Origin of the sequence: Candidatus Aalborgicola defluviihabitans (assembly GCF_016705985.1) — a bacterium.
GTDB classification, from domain to species: Bacteria; Pseudomonadota; Gammaproteobacteria; order Burkholderiales; family Burkholderiaceae_C; genus Allorhodoferax; species Allorhodoferax defluviihabitans.
The window spans coordinates 1-19311 of sequence record NZ_JADJKN010000012.1 but is presented as its reverse complement, the minus strand read 5'-3'; the positions used below and the strand labels follow the sequence as shown (position 1 = coordinate 19311).

Here is a 19311-nt window from a genome sequence, read left to right as displayed (position 1 = left end):
CACCAGGATTCGGGCATTATCTCCAGGCAATGCCAACAGGGCAAAAGATCGAACCAGGGTCACCGCTGACGGGTCCGTGGCAGGCACGGGTGGGACACGTTTCTCCATCGACGCCGCCCCCGGCCTGCCTGGCTATATCCTGGCCAATGGGCAGATCGTCGATCCAGCGGCCAGCGATACCGTGGCAAACCTGTTCCTGAAAATAAAACAGCATGGAAAGGAAGAATGGCTGCGCTTCGGTAGCCAGCTTTATCGTCCGCAGGCGACGGTTATGCGCAATAGTACAAGCTGCCCGCCAGCGGTACGGTCTGCATCAACGGTGCAATTTCTTGCATGCCCAAACGGCTAGCACCTTAGATCGCTTGGCGCGGCACGCTTGGTCGAACTTGTATCGGCTTTTCTCATTGACCTGAGGCAGTACCGAAAACGCCCCGTCGCCATTGGGGCGACGCGCGCTGCTGTGCCGCAACTGGCCTACCTACTGCCAGGTCTAGCAGCCGAGTGAACCGGCCACCACCAATGCCAAATTCTGCAGTGACATTCACGCACTTATGACTGGGTCATCGGCAACTGCGAGGCAGCTTCTCATTTTGCAATCGCTCCCGAATCGACACAAATTCGGGAACTCTTTTTTACGCACCCGGGGACACTGCTTCTTCCACCCGATTGCGGCCCATTTGCTTGGCGCGATACAGCCCCGCATCGGCTCGCCCAATCAAGGCAGTCAGACTATCCGTCTGTGGGTCACCCAAGCACGCAACGCCCACACTAACGGTACAAACAGGCAAGCCAGTTTCGCTTGTATTGCATTGCCGGATCCGCTCAGCCGCCAGCAGCGCGTCCTCGCGGCCGGTGTCGGGCAGCAACACTAGAAACTCCTCTCCCCCATAGCGTCCCAGAATGACAGGCCGCCGCAGCACGCCCTGTACGCGTTGTACAAAATCAATCAACACCTTGTCGCCTACTGGGTGTCCATGGGTGTCATTGATGCGTTTGAAATGGTCCAGATCCAGCATCAAAGCGGCTAGCGCTGTACCATGGCGTTTGCAGCGTGCGATCTCGTTTTCGCCCAGTTCAAACAAAGCACGGCGGGTGTAGGCGTTCGTCAGACTGTCTTTGCTGGCAAGCTGACCCAGTTCAATGTGCAGCCGCTCTGAAGTCATGAGGATTGCGCCAATGGCAGACAACAACAAACCAAAATTCAAACTACCCAGGTAAATGGCTTGCATGGGGAGTTGGCGTACAGCCCAATCGGCAACGGTGACGCAACTGCGGTGTATGCGCGCAACAGCATAACGGCACTCAGTCCAACCAAAACCACCAGGCTCAAGTTAGCCCCCAGCTTTCGGTCACCAAATCGCCCGATGATTACGGCCTGCCATAGCAACATGGCAGGCAGGGCTACGCAAATGATGGTCAAACGGTAGTGGTAATAGGTGCGGTCGGTACTGAGCCAGGCAAATGCCGGCACCGAAAAGCACAACAGTGCCGGAAATAGCCAGCTCGGCAAAACACGACCGTGCAGCGCAGCAGCGCCTGCCAACGCATAGGCGCCAGTCAGCAACAGCAGCACATTGGCCAAGCCGACGGTAATCAAGGGATGCAAGGTGTTCTGCAAGCCATACAGTACGGTTGCAAAAAACGCCAGAAGATAAGCGGTAGCCCATTCCCGGAGGCCGTGAATGGACTTGGGATACGAACGGGATTGGGAATACAAGACCAATGCCATCAAGCATCCCATGACGCCGTTGATGAGGATGAACACCCGCAAATCCAACGCAGACCAAGTCATTCTTGTAATCCCTTGCTTCCACGAATCATAGTGTAAAAGTATTATTCCCACGCTTTTTCAGAGGAAAGCGATCTGTTTGGGGTTCGGATTTGGACTGTGAATTGGGTTCAGTCACCTGCGCAATGCTGGCCGCATCCACCCCAAAGTACCCCCGCAAAGCCGCCCGTGTATCACTACGCCCAAAGCCGTCGGTGGCGGCGATGATGGGGCCGGAGCCTAAGAGCGTAACTTCCTTAAGAAAATTAGGGATGTAGCCCTCGTCGAATCTACATAAATAGCTATCACAATTATAGCAAACCTTCACCACATCCGCCCCTGCACCCGCTGGCAAATCCGGCTGGGTGTAGTTCTCGTTCATCAACGTGATGTAGTAAAAAACGTCTTTTTGCTCCACCAACATTTCGCGCGCACCGTGGTCGACGATGACGGCCATCTCGCCTGCTAAGGCCAGGTCATAGGCCTTGCATTTACGCCTTTTTTACACCGCCAGCTTAAAACTCATCCCCATTTTTACGCCCCGTTAACCACACTCCCTTCATCAATGTGATGCAGGAGAGAATGATGGAAACAGTGAACACACTTCACGTGGTGTATGGCTTGGGCGGCATGTGTGCTGCCTTGTTGCTGGCGTATTTGGTCTATGCGCTGATCCGCGCGGAGGAGTTTTAATGAGCAGCTCGGCTTGGGGGCTGCTGGCCCTGTTTTTAGTCTTGCTCTTGGCCGTATCGTGGCCTTTGGGCATTTGGATCACGCGCATCTGCAATGGGAATCTGCCCGGTTGGATGCAGCGCACCGAAGCGCCGCTGTACCGCTTGGCAGGCGTATCACCCGACCAGTCCATGGGCTGGGCCCGCTACGCGCTGGCCCTGCTGGCGTTTAACGTCTTGGGCTTCCTGGTCCTTTATCTGTTGCAGCGCTGGCAAGCGGTGTTGCCGCTTAACCCGGCGGGTATGGCTGCGGTGACGATGGATTCGTCCTTCAACACGGCCATCAGCTTTGTCACCAATACCAACTGGCAGGGTTATGGCGGTGAGACCACCATGAGTTACCTGACCCAGATGCTGGGCTTGGCGGTGCAGAACTTTTTGTCAGCCGCCACGGGTATTGCGGTGATATTCGCGCTGGTTCGCGGCTTTGTCGCACGCTCTACCAGCGTGATTGGCAACTTCTGGGTGGACATGACACGCGTTACCGCCTGGCTGCTCATTCCGCTGTCGGTGGTGGTGGCTTTGCTGTTCGTCGGCCAAGGCGTGATCCAGAATTTTGACGCCTACCAAGACGTCAACACGCTGGAGAGCACCAGCTACCAGATCGCCAAAAACGGCCCCGATGGTCAGCCGCTCGTGGACGCAAAAGGCAGCCCCGTCATGGAGGATGCCAAAACCAGCACGCAGACCTTGGCCATGGGCCCCGTTGCGTCGCAAGAGGCCATCAAGATGCTGGGGACCAACGGCGGTGGTTTCTTCAATGCCAACTCGTCCCACCCGTATGAGAACCCGACTGCGTTGAGCAATCTGCTGCAGATGCTGTCAATTTTCTTGATCCCGGCTGCGCTGTGCTTCACCTTTGGCGGTGTGGTGGGTGACCAGCGCCAAGGCTGGGCCGTGATCGCCGCGATGACGGTCATGTTTGTGGTGTCCGTTATGGTCGTTACGCCCGCTGAACAGGCCGGCAACCCCTTGCTGACACCGCTGGGCGTGGACCAGACCGCCAGCGCCCTGCAGTCGGGCGGCAATATGGAGGGCAAAGAGACACGCTTCGGCATCAACGCCTCCAGCCTCTTTGCGGCGGTAACGACCGGCGCGTCATGCGGTGCGGTGAACGCCATGCACGACTCCTTCACCCCCATCGGTGGAATGGTCCCGCTGGTGGAGATGCAGCTCGGGGAAGTCATATTTGGTGGCGTAGGCACCGGCCTGTATGGCATGCTGATCTTCGCCATCTTGGCCGTGTTCATTGCCGGCTTGATGATTGGCCGCACACCCGAGTACCTGGGCAAGAAGATTGAGTCGCATGAGATGAAACTCACCTCGATTGCCATTTTGGTCACGCCCATTGTGGTGCTGGCGGGTACCGCCATCGCGGTGGTGAGCACCGCCGGTCAGGCAGGCATTGCCAACCCGGGTGCCCATGGTTTCTCAGAGATTCTGTATGCGTTGACGTTAGCTGCCAACAACAACGGCAGCGCCTTTGCCGGGCTGTCGGCCAACACGCCGTTCTACAACATCCTGCTGGGCTTGGCCATGTGGCTGGGGCGCTTTGGCGTGATCGTGCCGGTGCTGGCCATTGCTGGTTCGCTGGCGGCTAAGAAGCGCCTGTCGGCCAATGCCGGCACCTTCCCCACACACGGCCCGCTGTTTGTGGTGTTGCTGATTGGCACCGTGCTGCTGGTGGGGCTGCTGAACTATGTGCCCTCCCTGGCGCTGGGCCCGGTCGTTGAGCACCTGATGTTGTGGATCACGCGTTGAGCCGTCGCCGCCGCACGCCCCTATTGAGTGAGTAACTTATGTCAAACAAAAATTCATTGAACCTGATGGACCCCGTGTTGGTAAAGCCCGCTGTGCTGGCTGCCTTCACCAAGTTGAACCCTGCTGTGCAGTGGCGCAACCCGGTGATGTTTGTGGTCTACATCGGCAGCATCGTCACCACGCTGCTGGGCCTTGCGGCCCTGGGCGGTGACGGGCCTGACCGCCCCGCTTTTATTCTGGGCATCTCACTGTGGCTATGGTTCACCGTGCTCTTTGCCAACTTTGCTGAAGCATTGGCGGAGGGACGCAGCAAGGCGCAGGCGGACTCGCTCAAAGGCTTGAAGAAAAGCACCTGGGCCAAGAAACTGAAAGACCCGGTGCATGGTTCCACTTGGTTGCCTGAACAGGCCGAAAACCTGCGCAAAGGCGATGTGGTGCTGGTGGAAGCCGGTGACATGATTCCTGTCGATGGTGAGGTCATCCAAGGCGTCGCCACCGTGGACGAAAGCGCAATCACCGGCGAATCGGCACCCGTGGTGCGCGAGTCGGGTGGTGACTTTGGCTCGGTCACTGGCGGCACCCGCGTGCTGTCGGACTGGTTGGTGGTGCGCATCAGCGTGAACCCCGGCGAGTCATTTTTGGACCGCATGATTGGCATGGTGGAAGGCGCCAAGCGCCAGAAGACCCCCAATGAAGTAGCGTTGACGATTCTGCTGGTGGCATTGACCATCGTGTTCTTGGTGGTGACCGTCACACTGCTGCCGTTCTCTATCTTCAGCGTGCAGGCCGCCGGCAGTGGCACGGTGGTGGGCATGACGGCGTTGATTGCGCTTTTGGTCTGCCTGATTCCCACCACCATTGGCGGCTTGTTGTCGGCCGTGGGGGTGGCCGGTATGAGCCGCATGATGCAGGCCAATGTGATTGCCACCTCGGGCCGCGCGGTAGAAGCGGCGGGCGATGTGGATGTGCTGCTGCTGGACAAGACCGGCACCATCACCCACGGCAATCGCCAGGCCACTGTTTTTATTCCCGCACCCGGCGTGTCACCCACTCAGTTGGCCCAGTCCGCCATGCAAGCCTCGATGGCCGACGAAACACCCGAAGGCCGCAGCATCGTGGCACTGGCCCAGCGCCAAGGCGTTACCGAGCCACGTCTGGCCCACAGTACTGAGGTTGCTTTTACCGCCCAGACCCGCATGAGCGGTATGGATGTGCAAAACGACGATGGCAGCACGCGCCCATTGCGCAAGGGCGCGGTGGACGCGATTCGCAAATACGTAGAAACTTTGGGCAGCAAGATGCCTGCGGAAGTGCTGCGGGCTGCTGACGACGTCGCGCGCCGCGGCAGCACGCCGTTGGCCGTGGCAGACGGCAGCGTGGTGCTGGGCGTGGTGGAGCTCAAAGATATCGTCAAGACCGGTATCAAGGAGCGCTTTGGCGAGCTGCGCCGCATGGGTATCAAAACGGTGATGATCACCGGTGACAACAAGCTCACCGCAGCCGCCATTGCGGCCGAGGCCGGCGTAGATGATTTCTTGGCCGCAGCCACGCCCGAAGACAAGCTCAAGATCATCCGCCAGTACCAAGCCGAAGGCCGCCTGGTGGCCATGACCGGCGACGGCACCAACGACGCGCCCGCCCTGGCCCAAGCCGACGTGGCGGTGGCTATGAACAGCGGCACCCAAGCGGCCAAAGAGGCCGGCAACATGGTGGACCTGGATTCCAACCCCACCAAGCTGCTGGAGATTGTGGAGACCGGCAAGGCGCTGCTGATGACGCGCGGCTCGCTCACCACCTTCAGTATTGCCAATGACGTGGCCAAGTACTTCGCCATCATTCCGGCGATTTTTGTGAGCACCTACCCGCAGTTGGGTGTGCTGAATGTAATGCGCTTGGGCAGCCCTAACTCGGCCATCCTGTCGGCGGTGATCTTCAACGCGCTGATCATCATGTTCTTGATTCCCCTCGCCCTCAAAGGCGTGAAATACCGGCCTGTGGGCGCTGCGGCCTTGCTGCGCCGCAACTTGGCGATCTATGGCCTGGGCGGACTGATCGTGCCGTTTATTGGCATCAAAGCCATCGACATGCTGCTCTCAGCCACCTCCTTCTGAATTTGTAAAAGGACATTGGTATGACAACGTTTCTTCGCCCTTTGCTGGCTATTTTTGGTGCACTCACCGTGGTTACCGGTCTGGTCTACCCGCTGGCCGTGACAGGCGCCGCGCAGGCCATTTTTCCGGCGCAAGCGCATGGCAGTTTGGTACTGCGTGATGGCAAGCCGGTAGGCTCCACCCTGATCGGGCAAAACTTTACTGCCCCTGAGAACTTCTGGGGCCGCCCCTCTGCCACCGGGCCCATGCCCTACAACGCAGCAGCCTCTAGCGGCTCCAACCAGGGCCCGCTGAACCCTGCGCTGATCGACGCTGTCAAAGGCCGCATCGCTGCATTGCACGCTGCCGACCCCAGCAATACCGCGCTGGTGCCGACAGACTTGGTGACTGCGTCGTCTAGCGGATTAGACCCGCACATCAGCCCGGCTGCGGCCAACTACCAAGTGGCCCGCGTGGCCCGCGCCCGCAAGCTGCCAGCAGCCCAGGTGCAGGCCTTGGTCGGGCAGCACACACAAGCACCGCTGTGGGGGATTTTGGGCGAACCGCAGGTCAATGTTTTGCAACTGAACCTGGCGCTGGCTGCTTTGCGTTAACAATGCAGCATGGCAAGCACCCCTGACTCCCGGCAAGACCCTGATGCGCTACTGGCGCGCATGAAGGAAGAAGCAGAGGCTGGCGAACGCGGCAAGCTGCGTATCTACTTTGGGGCCAACGCCGGCGTCGGCAAAACCTACGCCATGCTGGCTGCCGCGCAGCGCGCCCAACGGGCTGGCCAGCGGGTGCTGGTGGGCGTGGTGGAAACCCATGACCGCAAAGACACGATGGAGTTGCAAGCCGGCTTGCAGGTGCTGCCCTTGCAAGAGATTGCGTACCGTGGCCAGGTGCTGCTAGAGCTGGATATTGATGCCGCCTTGGCTGCCAAACCGGATGTGTTGTTGGTGGACGAGCTGGCCCACAGCAACGCACCCGGCTCGCGCCACCCCAAGCGCTGGCAAGACGTGCAAGAGCTGCTTGATGCCGGTATCGATGTGTGGACTGCACTGAACGTACAACACTTGGAAAGCCTCAATGGCACGGTAGGTGCCATTACCGGTGTCCGCGTTAACGAGACCGTGCCCGACACCGTGCTGGACAACGCAGACGAGATTGTGTTGGTGGATGTAACCGCCGACGAGCTGCTGGCCCGCCTCAAGGCTGGCAAGGTTTACATCCCTGCACAGGCCGAACGTGCCACTCAAAACTTCTTTCGCAAAGGCAACCTGATTGCGCTGCGCGAGATCGCCTTGCGCCGCACGGCGGAGCACGTGGGCGACGATGTGCGCAGCTACCGCCAGCACATGATGCAAACCTCGCGCCAGCACAATGGTGCCGACCATTCGGCGTGGAACACGTCGGGCGCGCTGCTGGTGTGCGTGGGCCCACAGGCCGGGGCTGAACATGCGGTGCGCACCGCTGCGCGCCTGGCCGGGCAGCTCAATGTGCGTTGGCACGCTGCCTATGTCGAAACCCCTGCGCTGCAGCGGCTGTCCCCCAAGGACCGTGACCGCACGCTGGCCGTGCTCAAGCTGGCCGAAGAACTGGGTGGCAGCACGGCGGTGCTGACCGGCGACAACATTGCCCAAGCGCTCTTGCAGCACGCCCGCACGCTGAACTGCGCCACGTTGGTGCTGGGCCGTCCAATACCGCGCCCCTGGAGCGGCCTGTGGCGCGTGTTGATTCCCACGCTGACACGGCAACTGGCCACGCTCGCCCCCGCACTGGACGTTGTGGAGGTGGGCTTTACCGAGAGCGTGCGCAAGCTGGCGCAACCTTTGGGACGTTTGGCAGAAGAGGCCCCCGTCACGTCTGTCTGGGAGTCGCAATGGGCTCGCTATGGCGGCGCAGTCGCAGCCTGTTTGCTGACCACGGTATTGACGCAACCCATGCTTCCCCGGTTTGATCTGGCCAACATCGTCATGTTGTTTTTGCTGTGCGTGGTGTTTGTCGCCGTCAAGCTGGGGCGTGGCCCGGCCAGCTTGGCTGCGGTGCTGGCGGTCGCGTCGTTTGATTTCTTTTTTGTGCAGCCGCGCATGTCGCTGGCCGTGAGTGATGTGCAATACCTGGTCACTTTCGGGGTCATGCTGGTGGTGGGTTTGTTGATTGGTCAGCTCACCGCCAATCTGCGGTTTTCGGCCAACGTGTCGGCCAGCCGCGAGCAGCGCGCGCAGGCCTTGTTTGAGCTTTCGCGCGAGTTGTCGGCTGCGCTGCAGTGGGAGCAAGTCGTTGCCATGGGCGAGGCCGCTGTGCAGCGCACCTTTGGTGGTCAGGCCAAGGTACTGCTGCCAGATACCCACGACCGGCTCATTGTGCCAAGCGATCTGCCGGCAGACCTGGACAGCAGTGTTGCAGACTGGGTGCTGCGCAACGGCCAGCGCGCGGGTATGGCCACCTCGACTCTGCCATCCAACGCGTGGCATTACGTGCCGCTGCAAGCGCCCATGCGTTTGCGTGGCGTGTTGGCGCTGAAGCCCGCTCAGCCACGCTGGTTGTTGATTCCAGAACAGGTTCAGCAGTTGGACACCTTGGCGCGGCAAATCGCCATTGCGCTGGAGCGTGTGCACTACGTGGAGGTGGCGCAGGGCGCTGTGGTGCAAATGGAATCCGAGCGCCTGCGCAACACACTGCTGGCGGCCATGTCGCACGATGTTCGCACGCCGCTCACGGCGTTGATCGGGCAGGCCGAGTCACTGGCCAGCTCGGTGCCGCTCACCCCAGACCAACACGCCTCAGCCAATGCCATCAGCCACGAGGCCCGCGAGCTCAGTACCTTAGTGGGTAACTTGCTGGAAATGGCACGGCTGGAGAGTGGCCAGGTTGAGCTGCACTTGGAATGGCAATCGGTGGAGGAGGTGGTGGGCAGCGCCATTCGCGCCGCGCGTCACGCGTTGGGGGCGCTGTCGGTGCACACCGTCATTGCGGCCGACCTTCCCCTGGTGGAGTTTGATGCCGCGTTGATGGAGCGTGTGTTGGTCAACCTGATGGAAAACGCCGCCAAGTACGGCGTGGGCACGCCACTGCATGTGCCTGCCATCGAGTTGACGGCACAGGCCACGCCCGATGCGCTGGAGCTGCGCGTGCGCGACTACGGCCCCGGCCTGCCACGCGCCAGTTCGGGCAAAGAGGTTGATTTATTCGCAAAATTCACCCGTGGAAAGAATGAGTCATCCACCCGCGGCGTGGGTTTGGGCTTGGCCATTTGCAAGGCCGTGGTGGACGCGCACAAAGGCCGTATCAGCGCCCACAACGCCGATGGCGGTGGTGCAGAATTCACCATCACGCTGCCACGGCGTGCACCGCCCCTTGCCCCAGACGAACCCATAGAAACTGACCAAGCCTGAGCCCCATGTCCACCCCATCACCCGTTGCCGTGCTGATTGAAGACGAGCCCCAAATTCGCCGCTTTGTGCGTGCAGCGCTAGAGGCCGAAGGCTGGCAGGTGTTTGAGGCCGACACCGCACAGCGCGGCCTGACCGAAGCGGGCACCCGCAAGCCTGACCTGTTGGTGCTGGACCTGGGCTTGCCCGACGGTGATGGTCTGGACGTGATCCGCGATGTGCGCGGCTGGTCGGCCGTGCCTATCGTGGTGCTGTCAGCCCGCAGTGATGAAGCGGACAAGATCGCCGCGCTGGATGCCGGTGCCGATGACTATCTGACCAAGCCCTTTGGCGTGGGCGAGCTGCTGGCCCGCGTACGCGCCAACCTGCGTCGGCCGCGCACCGCGAGTGCCGATGGCAAGGCCGACGAATCGCTGTTCTCGTTTGGCGACGTAGTGATAGACCGCAAAGCACGCTTGGTGCGCCGCGCTGGCGTAGAGGTACACCTGACTCCCACAGAATACCGGCTGCTGCTGGTGCTGGTGGCCAACGTGGGCCGCGTGCTGACCCACCGCCAGCTACTGCGCGAGGTGTGGGGCCCTTCGCATGCGGACCAAAGCCACTATCTGCGTATCTACATGGGTCACTTACGGCAAAAGTTGGAATCGGATCCCGCCCAGCCGCAACATTTATTGACAGAAACAGCTGTTGGGTATCGACTGGTTGTGCTCTAAATTGCGCTTATTGCAGTCGCCTGAATCGCTGCGGGCGATACCAAGACAATCTGCAAGCCTTTTCGGCCGCTTCGGCCAGTGGTACAACTGGATGCGCCAACCGCTGATGTGGGTGAGCACACCAGAAGCGGTACACGGCGGTTTTCAAAAAGCCAGGTGCCTTTGAAAATTCTGCGCGTTTCGGCCAGCAGGTCAGGCCATTTGTCCCAATGCCGCACGCGCAATGCTGGCCGCGTCAACCCCAAAGTAGCCGCGCACGGCGCTGGACGAGCCCACGCTTGATATGACACCGACGATGGTCGATGTCTGCTGGCGCGCTCCAGCTTCATTCCGTGAGCGTCGGGACGACAGGCAAGACGAGAACACCGCAGGCCCTTGAGGCGACACGTCACCGAGTGGCGCCGGTCACGTTCTGAGCCAAATTTTCTATTTTTCAGTCAAGGAGTAAAAAAGTCAGATATGTCCATGCTAATCAATGGCATCAAGGTTTCAGCCAATTTATTGCTCTAGTGCACTAGGCGGTTTTTAAAGTTGAAACGCCAGCCATCGCACTATGCCCTCTGCGAAGGCATAGGTTATGCCAGGTTGGCGGGCAACATAGCGCTTGGCACCCGCACGGTGGCGCGCGACCCATTGTGAGAAGTCTTTGACATCGCCTGGGGCAAAAAAGGCCACCATCATTTCGTAATTCAGGAACAGGCTACGTTCATCCAAATTGGCCGAGCCCACCAAGGCCAAATCCTCGTCAATCAAAACCGCCTTGGCGTGAACCATAGCGGTACAGAGCCAAATATCTGCACCAGCAGCTGCCATGTCTCGCAGTGAGGCGTGACGCGCGATGTCTGCCAGCCGGTGATTGGAGCGGGCAGGCAGCACCACATCCACCGCCACCCCACGGCGCGCCGCCAGGGTCAGCGCCATCAGCAGCGTGGCGTCTGGAACAAAATACGGCGTCACGATGGTGATACGTCGCTGCGCGCCAAAGCAACTGGAGATTAGCAGCGAGTAAAGTGTGTCATCGGCTTGGTCGGGGCCGCTGGGTAGAAACTGGGCCACAACACGCGCGTCACTCGTGGCCGCAAGTGGTGTGGGCGTGGACTTTGCCGTGGACGCAGCAGTGACCAGGCCAGTCTTGGAGAACTGCCAGTCTTGGTCAAATTGTGATTGCATCTGGACCGCAAGCGCGCCGCTACACACAAAGGTCAAATCAACCCACGCCGTTTTGGGCGGAAGGGCAATGGGATCACCCACAAAGTACTCTGCTGCCAGATTACGCCCACCCATCCATACGGTCTGACCGTCGGCGATAGCCATTTTTCGGTGGTTGCGTAAATTGGTACGCCCCGGCAGTACGGAGCGCAGAGGCGATACAAACAACTCGACCACTACGCCCGCACGGCGCAATTGGCCCAGCGCTGCAACGCCGCCAAAATAGACACCGACCCCGTCAATAAGCAAACGCACCTGCACACCCGCTTGTGCACGCTGCATGAGGATGGCGCTTAACTCGGCCCCCAGCGCATCACGACCCAATAGAAAGGTACTGACATCCAGCGTATGCGATGCCTGGTACATCAGTTTGCGCAGTGCATCCAATGATTCGCGTCCGTCCTCGTGAATATCGAGTCCGTCATAGGTGGCCGCAGGTGGTAACCCCATTGCGGCCGATAGTTGCCGGAACTTCTCTGCCAGCGTCGTGCAAGCCATTCCCATTCCGAGGGCCACAGGCCTTTTAGCAGCCGCTGGTGCACCAAGGGACTTGCGCCCGCCAAAAAGCAAATACAAGGGCAGCGCCAAGTACGGCAGCATGGCAAGCGAGACCACCCAGGTCAGGGCCGCCGCAGGGTGGCGACGTTGCTTTCGGGCATGGGTTGTCACGCCATAAATGACCAAGCCCACCGTCACCAAGACGCTGTGCAGCGAAAACCAGTGTTGGGAAATAAGTTGTTCGAACATTTTGAACTGCCACAGCGTATCGCACTTCGGTTAGTCTAAGCCGGTTCAGATTGAAAGCCGCACCATGCAAACACCACCCCAGAGTCCGTCCACCGAAAAGGTCAAATCCGGCGTGGACCACTTGCGATTTCATCGACCCAATGCACATTTGGCGTCCACCTTCGGCAACGATGCATTCGCCCTGCGTGCAGAGGCGTTTGCCCGATTTTTCGGCACACCGCTATTCTTGGGTGCACAAACACTCATCGTCGCGGTATGGATTGGGCTCAACGTAGCCGGCCTAACGACCTTTGACGTCTACCCTTTCATTCTCTTGAATCTAGCGTTCAGCTTGCAGGCGGCTTATGCGGCCCCATTGATCTTATTGGCCCAGACCCGACAGGCAGCGCGCGACAAGGTCCAAACCGAAGCCGATGCCCAGCACCGCGAAGCACTGGCCATTACCAACGAAAGACGGCAGGAAGATGCAGCGCGCAATACAGCGCAGGTTATGTTGCTATTGGAGCAAAACACCCGCCTGACCGAGCTCACCAAGCAGTTGACGGAGCGGATTGAGATATTGACGGTGGAGATGCATGCGCACTTCACGGCAAGCGTGAAAGGTACCCAGTAACACGTGACTTTTGGATGTTGGCGCTGAATGTGATTGAGACGATGATGCCCATCTGGCCCCCGCAACACCGCCTGCATATCGCGGTAGCAAAAGCCGTCGGTACCCAGCGTGAGGTAGCCAGGCTCTGCCGGCAGGCGCGGACTTGATGATCTCAGTCAAGTGGGCAACGGAGCCTGACAGCGTAACTTCCTTAAGAGAATTCAGGCTGTAGCCCTCGTCGGAACTACATAAATAGCTACCAAACCAATAGCATTTGCGTACTACGTCTACCGCTACACCTTCAGGCAAATCCGGCTGGGCGTAGTTCTCTTTCATAAGCGTGACGTAGTAGAAAGCGTCCTTCACTGCCCAGCGTGGTGCGCCCAGATGTGGCGCCTAGCAGGAAGCCGCACAACCGTTGGCCGGAGGATGCCCATGGCTTCGCGGTCGCACAGACCTCCGTGTGCGTGCAAGCGCGTGCGCCGTCGTACATTAGGCGGCTGGCGTGGGGAGGCATCTGCCTTTTCGGGTTGCTCGTGCTGGCTATAGATCGCGGGTAGTTTCGCCCTGCGCGTTGGGCTGACGGTTCATCTGTGCCGAGAACGCATCCCGACTAGACTTAACCTGGCAGTTCAATTCTTAGCCGTCACAATTTTGGAGCCAAGTCATGAAATCGAAAGCTCTCCTCGTCGCCGCACTGTTTTTCATGGCCATACAAGCATGCCATGCGGCTGATCATCCCATCGACCAGTATCAAAGCAAATGCATAGCCAAAGACTCAACCACCTCTGGAATGACGAACTGCACCAATGGCGCGATCTCTCGATGGGATAAGGAGCTAAACAGCGTCTACGCCAATTTGATTTCATCGCTTGCACCGAGCGAGCAACAGGCCCTTCGTGAAGCGCAGAGGCAATGGATTTTGTATCGAGACGCCGAGTTCAAGCTAATCGATGAGATGTACAAAACCAAGGATGGCACGATGTATATCCCGATGCGCGCAGCGGATCGTCTTGAAATTATCAAGACGCGCGCCTTGCGATTACAGGCCTATCGTGATCTGCAAGGCCTCTAACGCGCGCCCCTGGCAGCTACGAATGCTGCCCACCTCTGACGACACCAGTTGGGCGATGTGGACAATCAGTTCCAGCGGCGTGAGCACCAGTTCACCCGAATACTTGCCGGACTGCAGGGGCTAAGGAAGTTGAACACTAGGAAATTGCGCGGCCAGCTATCGAACTGATAGTGTCACGTTCTCACTGGCGTCACGTCAACCAGCACTCAATGCCCCAGCACCTGCACAGCGCCTTGAACAATGGCTTTGGCATCCACCCCAAATTAGCCGCGCAAAGCCGCCCGCGTGTCATTGCGGCCAAAGCCATCGGTGCACAGGGTGAGGTCGCTGTGGTCTTGTGGAAAAAAGGCGCGCACGCTTTCCGGCACAGCGCAAACATAGTCGGTGGCAGCGATGATGGGGCCGCTGCTGGCTTGCAATTGCTGCGTGATAAATGGCATCGGCGCGGTTGTGTCACCGGCCAGTTGGCGCTGATGGCAGGCGCGTCCACGATGACCGCCGCCTGCTCCGTCACGATAATATTGCTACCAATTAAATAGCAATAAACTTTTATTTCCAGAGGGCTATAGTCACTTTTTGTAGTCGGGGCAAACTTATCCTCTACCTGAAGGCAACTCTTTAAGCATACGCTGACCAAGGACTATTACCATGACCCATGCACTTGCAGCCCCTGAATGGGACGTCTCCGAGTGGCTCAACACCGCCCAACCCCTGCAACTCTCGGGCTTGCGTGGGCGGGTGGTAGTCATTCATGCCTTTCAGATGTTGTGCCCCGGTTGCGTCACTCACGGTATTCCGCAGGCGACCGAGATACACAACACGTTTGCATCCGACGACTTGGTGGTGGTTGGTTTGCACAGTGTGTTTGAACACCATGGAGTCATGGGGCCTGAGGCCCTGAAGGTATTTGTGCACGAGTATCACCTTCAGTTTCCCATCGGCATAGACCGGCCCGTGCCGGGCAGCGCCCTACCCAGCACCATGCGCAGCTGGGCCTCAAAGGCACACCAAGCCTGATCGTTGTTGATCGACAGGGTGTGATTCGGTTGCACCACTTTGGTCGCGCCTCGGATTTGGGGGTCGGTGCGTTGCTGGGCAGATTACTGGCTGAGGACGCTGCGCCGGTGGCGGGCGTGCAAGCCATGTCGGCCCAAACGCACCCGCAATCCGGCCAACCGTGTTTACCGACGGATGTCCGGTGGGGCGCTAGGTTGTAGTGCGGGTAGGCAACAGCGACTCCTCGATCTTGACCGCCTGCAGAAGAACGCCAAGTGCGTCGCGCACCAGGTCGCCCGGACAGACGCCGCACCATGGTGTGGTACGCGTTGCGATGCGCGAGCCCCAAGAGACGAGGGCGTGGTCGGAGTGATCGCCAGCGTGGTTGATCTGGTCACCGGTGCGGCACGAATCATGCCGTACAGCAGGGTGCGCTCGGGGTGGCGAGGCATGCTGGTGCCCACACGGGTGCAGGTGAAAACGCTGTTGTGATGGATGGGGCGGACCTTGCATGGGACAGCCAGTTCGGTGGAGACCGCCACTGCCACTATAGCTGTGTTTGTATGCAGCTTTCCACTATAAGCGCCTGTCTGTCGGGGTTTGTCCGGAATCAGACTGTTATCTCAGCGCAAGCCCGTTTTGTCAGGATGATCCACCGGTCCGCCATTGTCAACGCCCGGGTGATCGCCACCGTCTCGCGAGTCATGCGCGGCCAGGCCAGTGTGAAGATCAAGGGCTGCCCCGAAAACCTGGCGGTAAGCCGCCCGTTCTCCCCTCTGTTCTAGTAGATTTTCAAGCAAATGTAAGCACGGTTTGCGGGCTGGAGTACACTTATCGCCCATGTCCACACACTTTCACATGCACAAGGCGCGCCTGGAGACTCTGGTCGATGGAGTCTTTGCGATTGCCATGACGATTTTGGTCCTGGAAGTCAAAGTTCCCGAGATTGCGGATGGCCGATCGACCGACGCCTTGCTGCATGCCTTGGCACACCACGGCTACGTCATTGGCGCCTATTTTTTCAGCTTTGCCATGCTGGCGTTGTTTTGGGTCTGGCACCACCGCCTGGTCGAAAAGATTCGCGAGTTTGACTTCCCCTTGCTGGTCTGCACGCTCGTATTTTTGGCGCTGGTCTGCTTCTTTCCTTTTGCCGCAGCCTTGCTCGGACGTTATCCACTGAACCTTGGCGCCCTGTTGGTCTACGTTCCCTTGACGGGCATGATCGTGCTTCTGCAGGCCTTGTTGTTCGCATTGGCCGTGCGAAGACAGCTCCTGGTGGACAGCGTTTCGGCCGACGACGTGCTGGCCACGCAAAGGCGCAACTTTCGCGGCTCCGCCATCTTCTTTTTTGCCAGCATTCCCACCGCCTTGCGCGTGCATGTTGCATGGATTGGCGTGTGTGTCGTTTTGGGTGTGTTCTTTTTGTGGTTGGCACGCGCGCGCGTCAAACACACCCAGAAGGCTGCCTGACTCAAGGTCCGCAGGGCGTCTTTGCTCGGCCAGGCGATGGTCTGAATCCCCAAGAATCAGCGCCCCGTCGTCGCAAACCACGCGCCGGGCTGCCGAAGAACACAACCCTACCTCGGCGCAGGCGCGGGCGTTGCGGCCCATTGCCCATTGCTGCAAATTCACCAAGTCGTGCGCTGATCGTCGGGGTAATCGGGCGGTGATTGGTTTGCCAGATCACAGTCTGGCTCAGCCTCCACACCCTCACCCACCTCCTGCACACCACAGTCGTCCCACAGCGGTGGCCCGCGTGCCGGGGCGATGCGGGGGAGCTTGCGTCTCGACTCCGATGTGATCCAGTATCTTTGGATGTCGGCACTGAAGGTGATGAACGCGATGATGCGCATCTGCCCTCCGCAACGCCGCCTGCATATCGCTGCAGCCACAGCTATCGGCACCCAGGGTCAGATAGCTACGGTCAACTGGCAAATCCGGCTGGGCGTAGTTCTCTTTCATAAACGTGACGTAGTAGAAAGCGTCCTTCACTGCCCAGCGTGGTGCGCCCAGATGTGGCGCTCAGCAGGAAGCCGCACAACCGTTGGTCGGAGGATGCCCAAGGCTTCGCGGTAGCTCAGGCCTCCGTGTGCGTGCAAGCGCGTGCGCCGTCGTACATTAGGCGGCTGGCGTGGGGAGGCATCTGCCTTTTCGGGATGCTCGTGCTGGCTATAGATCGCTAGTAGTTTCGCCCTGCGCGCTGGCCTGACGGTTCATCTGTGCCGAGAACGCATCCCGACTAGACTTAACCTGGCAGTTCAAACCTTAGCCGTCACAATTTTGGAGCCAAGTCATGAAATCGAAAGCTCTCCTCGTCGCAGCACTGTTTTTCATGGCCATACAAGCATGCCATGCGGCTGATCATCCCATCGACCAGTATCAAAGCAAATGCATAGCCAAAGACTCGACCACCTCTGGAATGACGAACTGCACCAATGGCGCGATCTCTCGATGGGATAAGGAGCTAAACAGCGTCTACGCCAATTTGATTTCGTCGCTTGCACCGAGCGAGCAACAGGCCCTTCGTGAAGCGCAGCGGCAATGGATTTTGTATCGAGACGCCGAGTTCAAGCTAATCGATGAGATGTACAAAACCAAGGACGGCACGATGTATATCCCGATGCGCGCAGCGGATCGTCTTGAAATTATCAAGACGCGCGCCTTGCAATTACAGGCCTATCGTGATCTGCAAGGCCTCTAACGCGAGCCCCGGCAACTACGACTGTTCCCCACCCACATCTCCACTATCCGTTTGACGATCTACAGGTAAAAACCTTGCCACTTACAGTGCAGTTTGAACGTTCTTTTGGTGGATATGCTTTCCATGGTAGATACCCATTATTGAGAAGATAGCCACACATCAGTTCGGTAGTTGATCCATTGACATTCACTTGGGCTGTTGCGAAATTAATGGTGAACTTTCCACCGTCTGGAGCCTTAAACCGTTTACAACCTCTTGATCTGCTGTAAGAGAAACCGAGTTTGGACATGTATAAAATGACTGACTGAGCATTCGTAACATTTGGGGCTAATGTGGTCATTGCTCCACCAATTTTTGAAGTTCCCACATCCGCCGAAACCCCACTCCGTTTCATTACTGATTGTGCGTATCCGACACTTGTAAACATCAAAGCGATTGCGCAGACCATGGAGTAATTAGAAAAGGATTTCATAAGCTAGATCTTCCATTTCAACTATTAGATCTATAAACTGGCTTTCACTTTAGACACGGATATGCGTTTCAACCTCATGAAGCCAAGTATCACAACCCAAACCATTAGAAAAATGCGGGTTTTCCCTAGTATGACAATTTGAATCCGCCAGAATTTGCGCCCTGTCATCGCAAACCAGGCTCTGGGCTGCCGATGGACACAGGCTTCTCCAACTCCTGCGCAGAGAGAAGTCATCCCACAACGATGGCCGACTTTGCAGGAATGCGCGAGCTTCCGGTTCCGACTCCGATGATCCAGCATCTGTGGATGTCAGCACTGAATGTGATGAACGCGATGATGCGCATCTGGCCCGCAAAACCGGGCACTGACCGGGAACACCCTGGTAGATGCGGGCGATTGGCGTGGCGCGCCAACCAGTCGCTCAGGCCAGCTGCTCCAAGGCTTCGCGCACGCACAATGCTGGCCGCATCCAATCTCTAAAGTACCCGCGCAGCGCAGTTGCGTATCGCTGCAGCCAAAGCCGTCGGTACCCAGGGGCTGGTAGCTACGGTCAAGTGGGCAGGAACGCGCGCACGCTCTCGGCACGGTTATCTAGTCGGTGGCGGCAATGATGGGGCTGCCTGCTGGCTTGCAATTGCTGCGGCGATGAACGGCATGGGCGCAGAGATGCGTCACCGGGCCATTTGGCGATGCTGGCAGGCACGGCTATCGCGGGCCAGTTCACTCCAATCCGGTGACGCTGTACACCGGTCACGTTGACGCCTTGCGCCACCAGCAACTGCGGCAGCCTTGACCACACCTCAGTCAAATGGCACGGGTATTCATCAGCGTGATTTCCTTAAGAGAATTCAGGTTGTAGCCCCGTCGGATATACATATATAGCTAGCAAACTTATAGCAACCCCTTCACCACATCAGCCTCTACGCCGGCTGGCAAATCCGGCTGCGGCGTAGTTCTCGTTCATCATTGTGACGTAGTAGAAAACGTCTTTTGCCCTACCAACATCTCGCGCATGCCGTGGTCGATGATGACCGCCATCTCTCCCCGCAAAAGCCGGGTCG

General features: G+C 58.6%; 17 protein-coding genes and 5 pseudogenes. 13 read left to right on the top strand and 9 right to left on the bottom strand.

Translation table 11 applies throughout. The annotated features are described in order from the left end of the window. The first annotated feature begins 76 nt into the window (after positions 1 to 76). A complete protein-coding gene (locus tag IPI80_RS13370) occupies positions 77 to 349 on the top strand; it encodes a hypothetical protein (RefSeq protein WP_413860866.1) in 273 nt (90 codons plus the stop codon). A 283-nt stretch (positions 350 to 632) separates the two neighbouring features. Here the strand turns inward: IPI80_RS13370 and IPI80_RS13365 are convergent, their stop codons facing one another. From IPI80_RS13365 to IPI80_RS13355, 3 genes and pseudogenes are all read right to left on the bottom strand, one after another. Next, on the bottom strand, positions 633 to 1229 hold the full coding sequence (locus IPI80_RS13365) for a GGDEF domain-containing protein (RefSeq protein WP_413860864.1): 597 nt from the start codon (positions 1227 to 1229) through the stop codon (positions 633 to 635). Further along, complete coding sequence (locus tag IPI80_RS13360; RefSeq protein WP_413860862.1) at positions 1202 to 1792, bottom strand: hypothetical protein; 591 nt, start codon at positions 1790 to 1792, stop codon at positions 1202 to 1204. The genes IPI80_RS13365 and IPI80_RS13360 overlap by 28 nt, the downstream gene beginning before the upstream one ends. 25 nt (positions 1793 to 1817) lie before the next feature. Continuing rightward, positions 1818 to 2258 (bottom strand): annotated as a pseudogene (locus IPI80_RS13355) (hypothetical protein); the annotation flags it as partial. 95 nt (positions 2259 to 2353) lie between these two features. Here IPI80_RS13355 and kdpF point away from each other — a divergent pair. From kdpF to kdpE, 6 genes are read left to right on the top strand one after another with little or no spacing between them, the layout of a single operon-like run. Continuing rightward, a complete protein-coding gene (kdpF, locus tag IPI80_RS13350) occupies positions 2354 to 2461 on the top strand; it encodes a K(+)-transporting ATPase subunit F (RefSeq protein ID WP_413858956.1) in 108 nt (35 codons plus the stop codon). Continuing rightward, positions 2461 to 4260, top strand: coding sequence for a potassium-transporting ATPase subunit KdpA (kdpA, locus tag IPI80_RS13345; protein WP_413860860.1), 1800 nt, complete (start codon positions 2461 to 2463; stop codon positions 4258 to 4260). The genes kdpF and kdpA overlap by 1 nt, the downstream gene beginning before the upstream one ends. A gap of 38 nt (positions 4261 to 4298) precedes the next feature. Further along, positions 4299 to 6371 carry a potassium-transporting ATPase subunit KdpB gene (gene kdpB / locus IPI80_RS13340; protein WP_413860858.1) on the top strand — a complete coding sequence of 691 codons (2073 nt, stop codon included), beginning with the start codon at positions 4299 to 4301 and terminating at the stop codon, positions 6369 to 6371. Between the two features lie 20 nt (positions 6372 to 6391). Continuing rightward, a complete protein-coding gene (gene kdpC / locus IPI80_RS13335) occupies positions 6392 to 6964 on the top strand; it encodes a potassium-transporting ATPase subunit KdpC (protein WP_413860856.1) in 573 nt (190 codons plus the stop codon). 9 nt (positions 6965 to 6973) lie between these two features. After that, the gene (locus tag IPI80_RS13330; RefSeq protein WP_413860854.1) at positions 6974 to 9748 is read left to right on the top strand and encodes a DUF4118 domain-containing protein; all 2775 of its coding nucleotides are present in this window, start codon (positions 6974 to 6976) and stop codon (positions 9746 to 9748) included. A 5-nt stretch (positions 9749 to 9753) separates the two neighbouring features. Further along, a complete protein-coding gene (kdpE, locus tag IPI80_RS13325; protein WP_413860852.1) occupies positions 9754 to 10458 on the top strand; it encodes a two-component system response regulator KdpE in 705 nt (234 codons plus the stop codon). A 192-nt stretch (positions 10459 to 10650) separates the two neighbouring features. On the opposite strand, the gene IPI80_RS13320 is transcribed toward kdpE, so the two are convergent. Both IPI80_RS13320 and IPI80_RS13315 read right to left on the bottom strand, forming a co-directional pair. Further along, positions 10651 to 10824 carry a hypothetical protein gene (locus tag IPI80_RS13320; protein ID WP_413860850.1) on the bottom strand — a complete coding sequence of 58 codons (174 nt, stop codon included), beginning with the start codon at positions 10822 to 10824 and terminating at the stop codon, positions 10651 to 10653. Positions 10825 to 10983: 159 nt separating this feature from the next. Beyond that, a complete protein-coding gene (locus IPI80_RS13315; RefSeq protein WP_413860848.1) occupies positions 10984 to 12414 on the bottom strand; it encodes a phospholipase D-like domain-containing protein in 1431 nt (476 codons plus the stop codon). A gap of 64 nt (positions 12415 to 12478) precedes the next feature. Here IPI80_RS13315 and IPI80_RS13310 point away from each other — a divergent pair, with 64 nt between their 5' ends. Continuing rightward, on the top strand, positions 12479 to 13027 hold the full coding sequence (locus IPI80_RS13310; protein ID WP_413860846.1) for a DUF1003 domain-containing protein: 549 nt from the start codon (positions 12479 to 12481) through the stop codon (positions 13025 to 13027). A gap of 135 nt (positions 13028 to 13162) precedes the next feature. Here IPI80_RS13310 and IPI80_RS13305 read toward each other — a convergent pair. Beyond that, a pseudogene (locus IPI80_RS13305) lies at positions 13163 to 13442 on the bottom strand (pyruvate dehydrogenase (acetyl-transferring), homodimeric type); the annotation flags it as partial. Positions 13443 to 13673: 231 nt separating this feature from the next. On the opposite strand from IPI80_RS13305, the gene IPI80_RS13300 reads away from it, so the two are divergent. Further along, positions 13674 to 14081, top strand: a complete 408-nt coding sequence (locus IPI80_RS13300; protein WP_413860844.1) for a lysozyme inhibitor LprI family protein — start codon at positions 13674 to 13676, stop codon at positions 14079 to 14081. A gap of 263 nt (positions 14082 to 14344) precedes the next feature. Here IPI80_RS13300 and IPI80_RS13295 read toward each other — a convergent pair. Beyond that, a pseudogene (locus IPI80_RS13295) lies at positions 14345 to 14569 on the bottom strand (hypothetical protein); the annotation flags it as partial. 160 nt (positions 14570 to 14729) lie between these two features. Between IPI80_RS13295 and IPI80_RS13290 the strand changes: the two are divergent. Beyond that, positions 14730 to 15298, top strand: a pseudogene (locus tag IPI80_RS13290) (redoxin domain-containing protein). Here IPI80_RS13290 and IPI80_RS13285 read toward each other — a convergent pair. Beyond that, on the bottom strand, positions 15288 to 15590 hold the full coding sequence (locus IPI80_RS13285) for a hypothetical protein (protein WP_413860842.1): 303 nt from the start codon (positions 15588 to 15590) through the stop codon (positions 15288 to 15290). The pseudogene IPI80_RS13290 and the gene IPI80_RS13285 sit on opposite strands and share 11 nt — an antisense overlap. A gap of 134 nt (positions 15591 to 15724) precedes the next feature. Between IPI80_RS13285 and IPI80_RS13280 the strand changes: the two genes are divergently transcribed. Both IPI80_RS13280 and IPI80_RS13275 read left to right on the top strand, forming a co-directional pair. Next, complete coding sequence (locus tag IPI80_RS13280) at positions 15725 to 15862, top strand: hypothetical protein (protein ID WP_413858976.1); 138 nt, start codon at positions 15725 to 15727, stop codon at positions 15860 to 15862. Positions 15863 to 15917: 55 nt separating this feature from the next. Then, the gene (locus IPI80_RS13275) at positions 15918 to 16547 is read left to right on the top strand and encodes a TMEM175 family protein (protein ID WP_413860840.1); all 630 of its coding nucleotides are present in this window, start codon (positions 15918 to 15920) and stop codon (positions 16545 to 16547) included. A gap of 158 nt (positions 16548 to 16705) precedes the next feature. Here IPI80_RS13275 and IPI80_RS13270 read toward each other — a convergent pair. Continuing rightward, positions 16706 to 16942: pseudogene (locus tag IPI80_RS13270) on the bottom strand (IS91 family transposase); the annotation flags it as partial. Between the two features lie 428 nt (positions 16943 to 17370). Between IPI80_RS13270 and IPI80_RS13265 the strand changes: the two are divergent. Beyond that, positions 17371 to 17778: a lysozyme inhibitor LprI family protein gene (locus tag IPI80_RS13265; protein ID WP_413860838.1), complete on the top strand. Its 408-nt coding sequence runs from the start codon at positions 17371 to 17373 to the stop codon at positions 17776 to 17778. The last annotated feature ends 1533 nt before the right edge of the window (positions 17779 to 19311 follow it).

Bases quoted from the DNA above. Each gene is read 5' to 3' on its own strand.
- kdpC (WP_413860856.1), top strand. From the start codon at position 6,392: ATGACAACGTTTCTTCGCCCTTTGCTGGCTATTTTTGGTGCACTCACC.
- IPI80_RS13315 (WP_413860848.1), bottom strand. From the start codon at position 12,414: ATGTTCGAACAACTTATTTCCCAACACTGGTTTTCGCTGCACAGCGTC.
- IPI80_RS13300 (WP_413860844.1), top strand. From the start codon at position 13,674: ATGAAATCGAAAGCTCTCCTCGTCGCCGCACTGTTTTTCATGGCCATA.
- kdpA (WP_413860860.1), top strand. From the start codon at position 2,461: ATGAGCAGCTCGGCTTGGGGGCTGCTGGCCCTGTTTTTAGTCTTGCTC.
- IPI80_RS13310 (WP_413860846.1), top strand. From the start codon at position 12,479: ATGCAAACACCACCCCAGAGTCCGTCCACCGAAAAGGTCAAATCCGGC.
- IPI80_RS13275 (WP_413860840.1), top strand. From the start codon at position 15,918: ATGTCCACACACTTTCACATGCACAAGGCGCGCCTGGAGACTCTGGTC.
- IPI80_RS13330 (WP_413860854.1), top strand. From the start codon at position 6,974: ATGGCAAGCACCCCTGACTCCCGGCAAGACCCTGATGCGCTACTGGCG.
- IPI80_RS13365 (WP_413860864.1), bottom strand. From the start codon at position 1,229: ATGCAAGCCATTTACCTGGGTAGTTTGAATTTTGGTTTGTTGTTGTCT.
- kdpE (WP_413860852.1), top strand. From the start codon at position 9,754: ATGTCCACCCCATCACCCGTTGCCGTGCTGATTGAAGACGAGCCCCAA.
- IPI80_RS13285 (WP_413860842.1), bottom strand. From the start codon at position 15,590: ATGCAAGGTCCGCCCCATCCATCACAACAGCGTTTTCACCTGCACCCG.
- kdpB (WP_413860858.1), top strand. From the start codon at position 4,299: ATGTCAAACAAAAATTCATTGAACCTGATGGACCCCGTGTTGGTAAAG.
- kdpF (WP_413858956.1), top strand. From the start codon at position 2,354: ATGGAAACAGTGAACACACTTCACGTGGTGTATGGCTTGGGCGGCATG.
- IPI80_RS13280 (WP_413858976.1), top strand. From the start codon at position 15,725: ATGATCCACCGGTCCGCCATTGTCAACGCCCGGGTGATCGCCACCGTC.
- IPI80_RS13360 (WP_413860862.1), bottom strand. From the start codon at position 1,792: ATGACTTGGTCTGCGTTGGATTTGCGGGTGTTCATCCTCATCAACGGC.
- IPI80_RS13265 (WP_413860838.1), top strand. From the start codon at position 17,371: ATGAAATCGAAAGCTCTCCTCGTCGCAGCACTGTTTTTCATGGCCATA.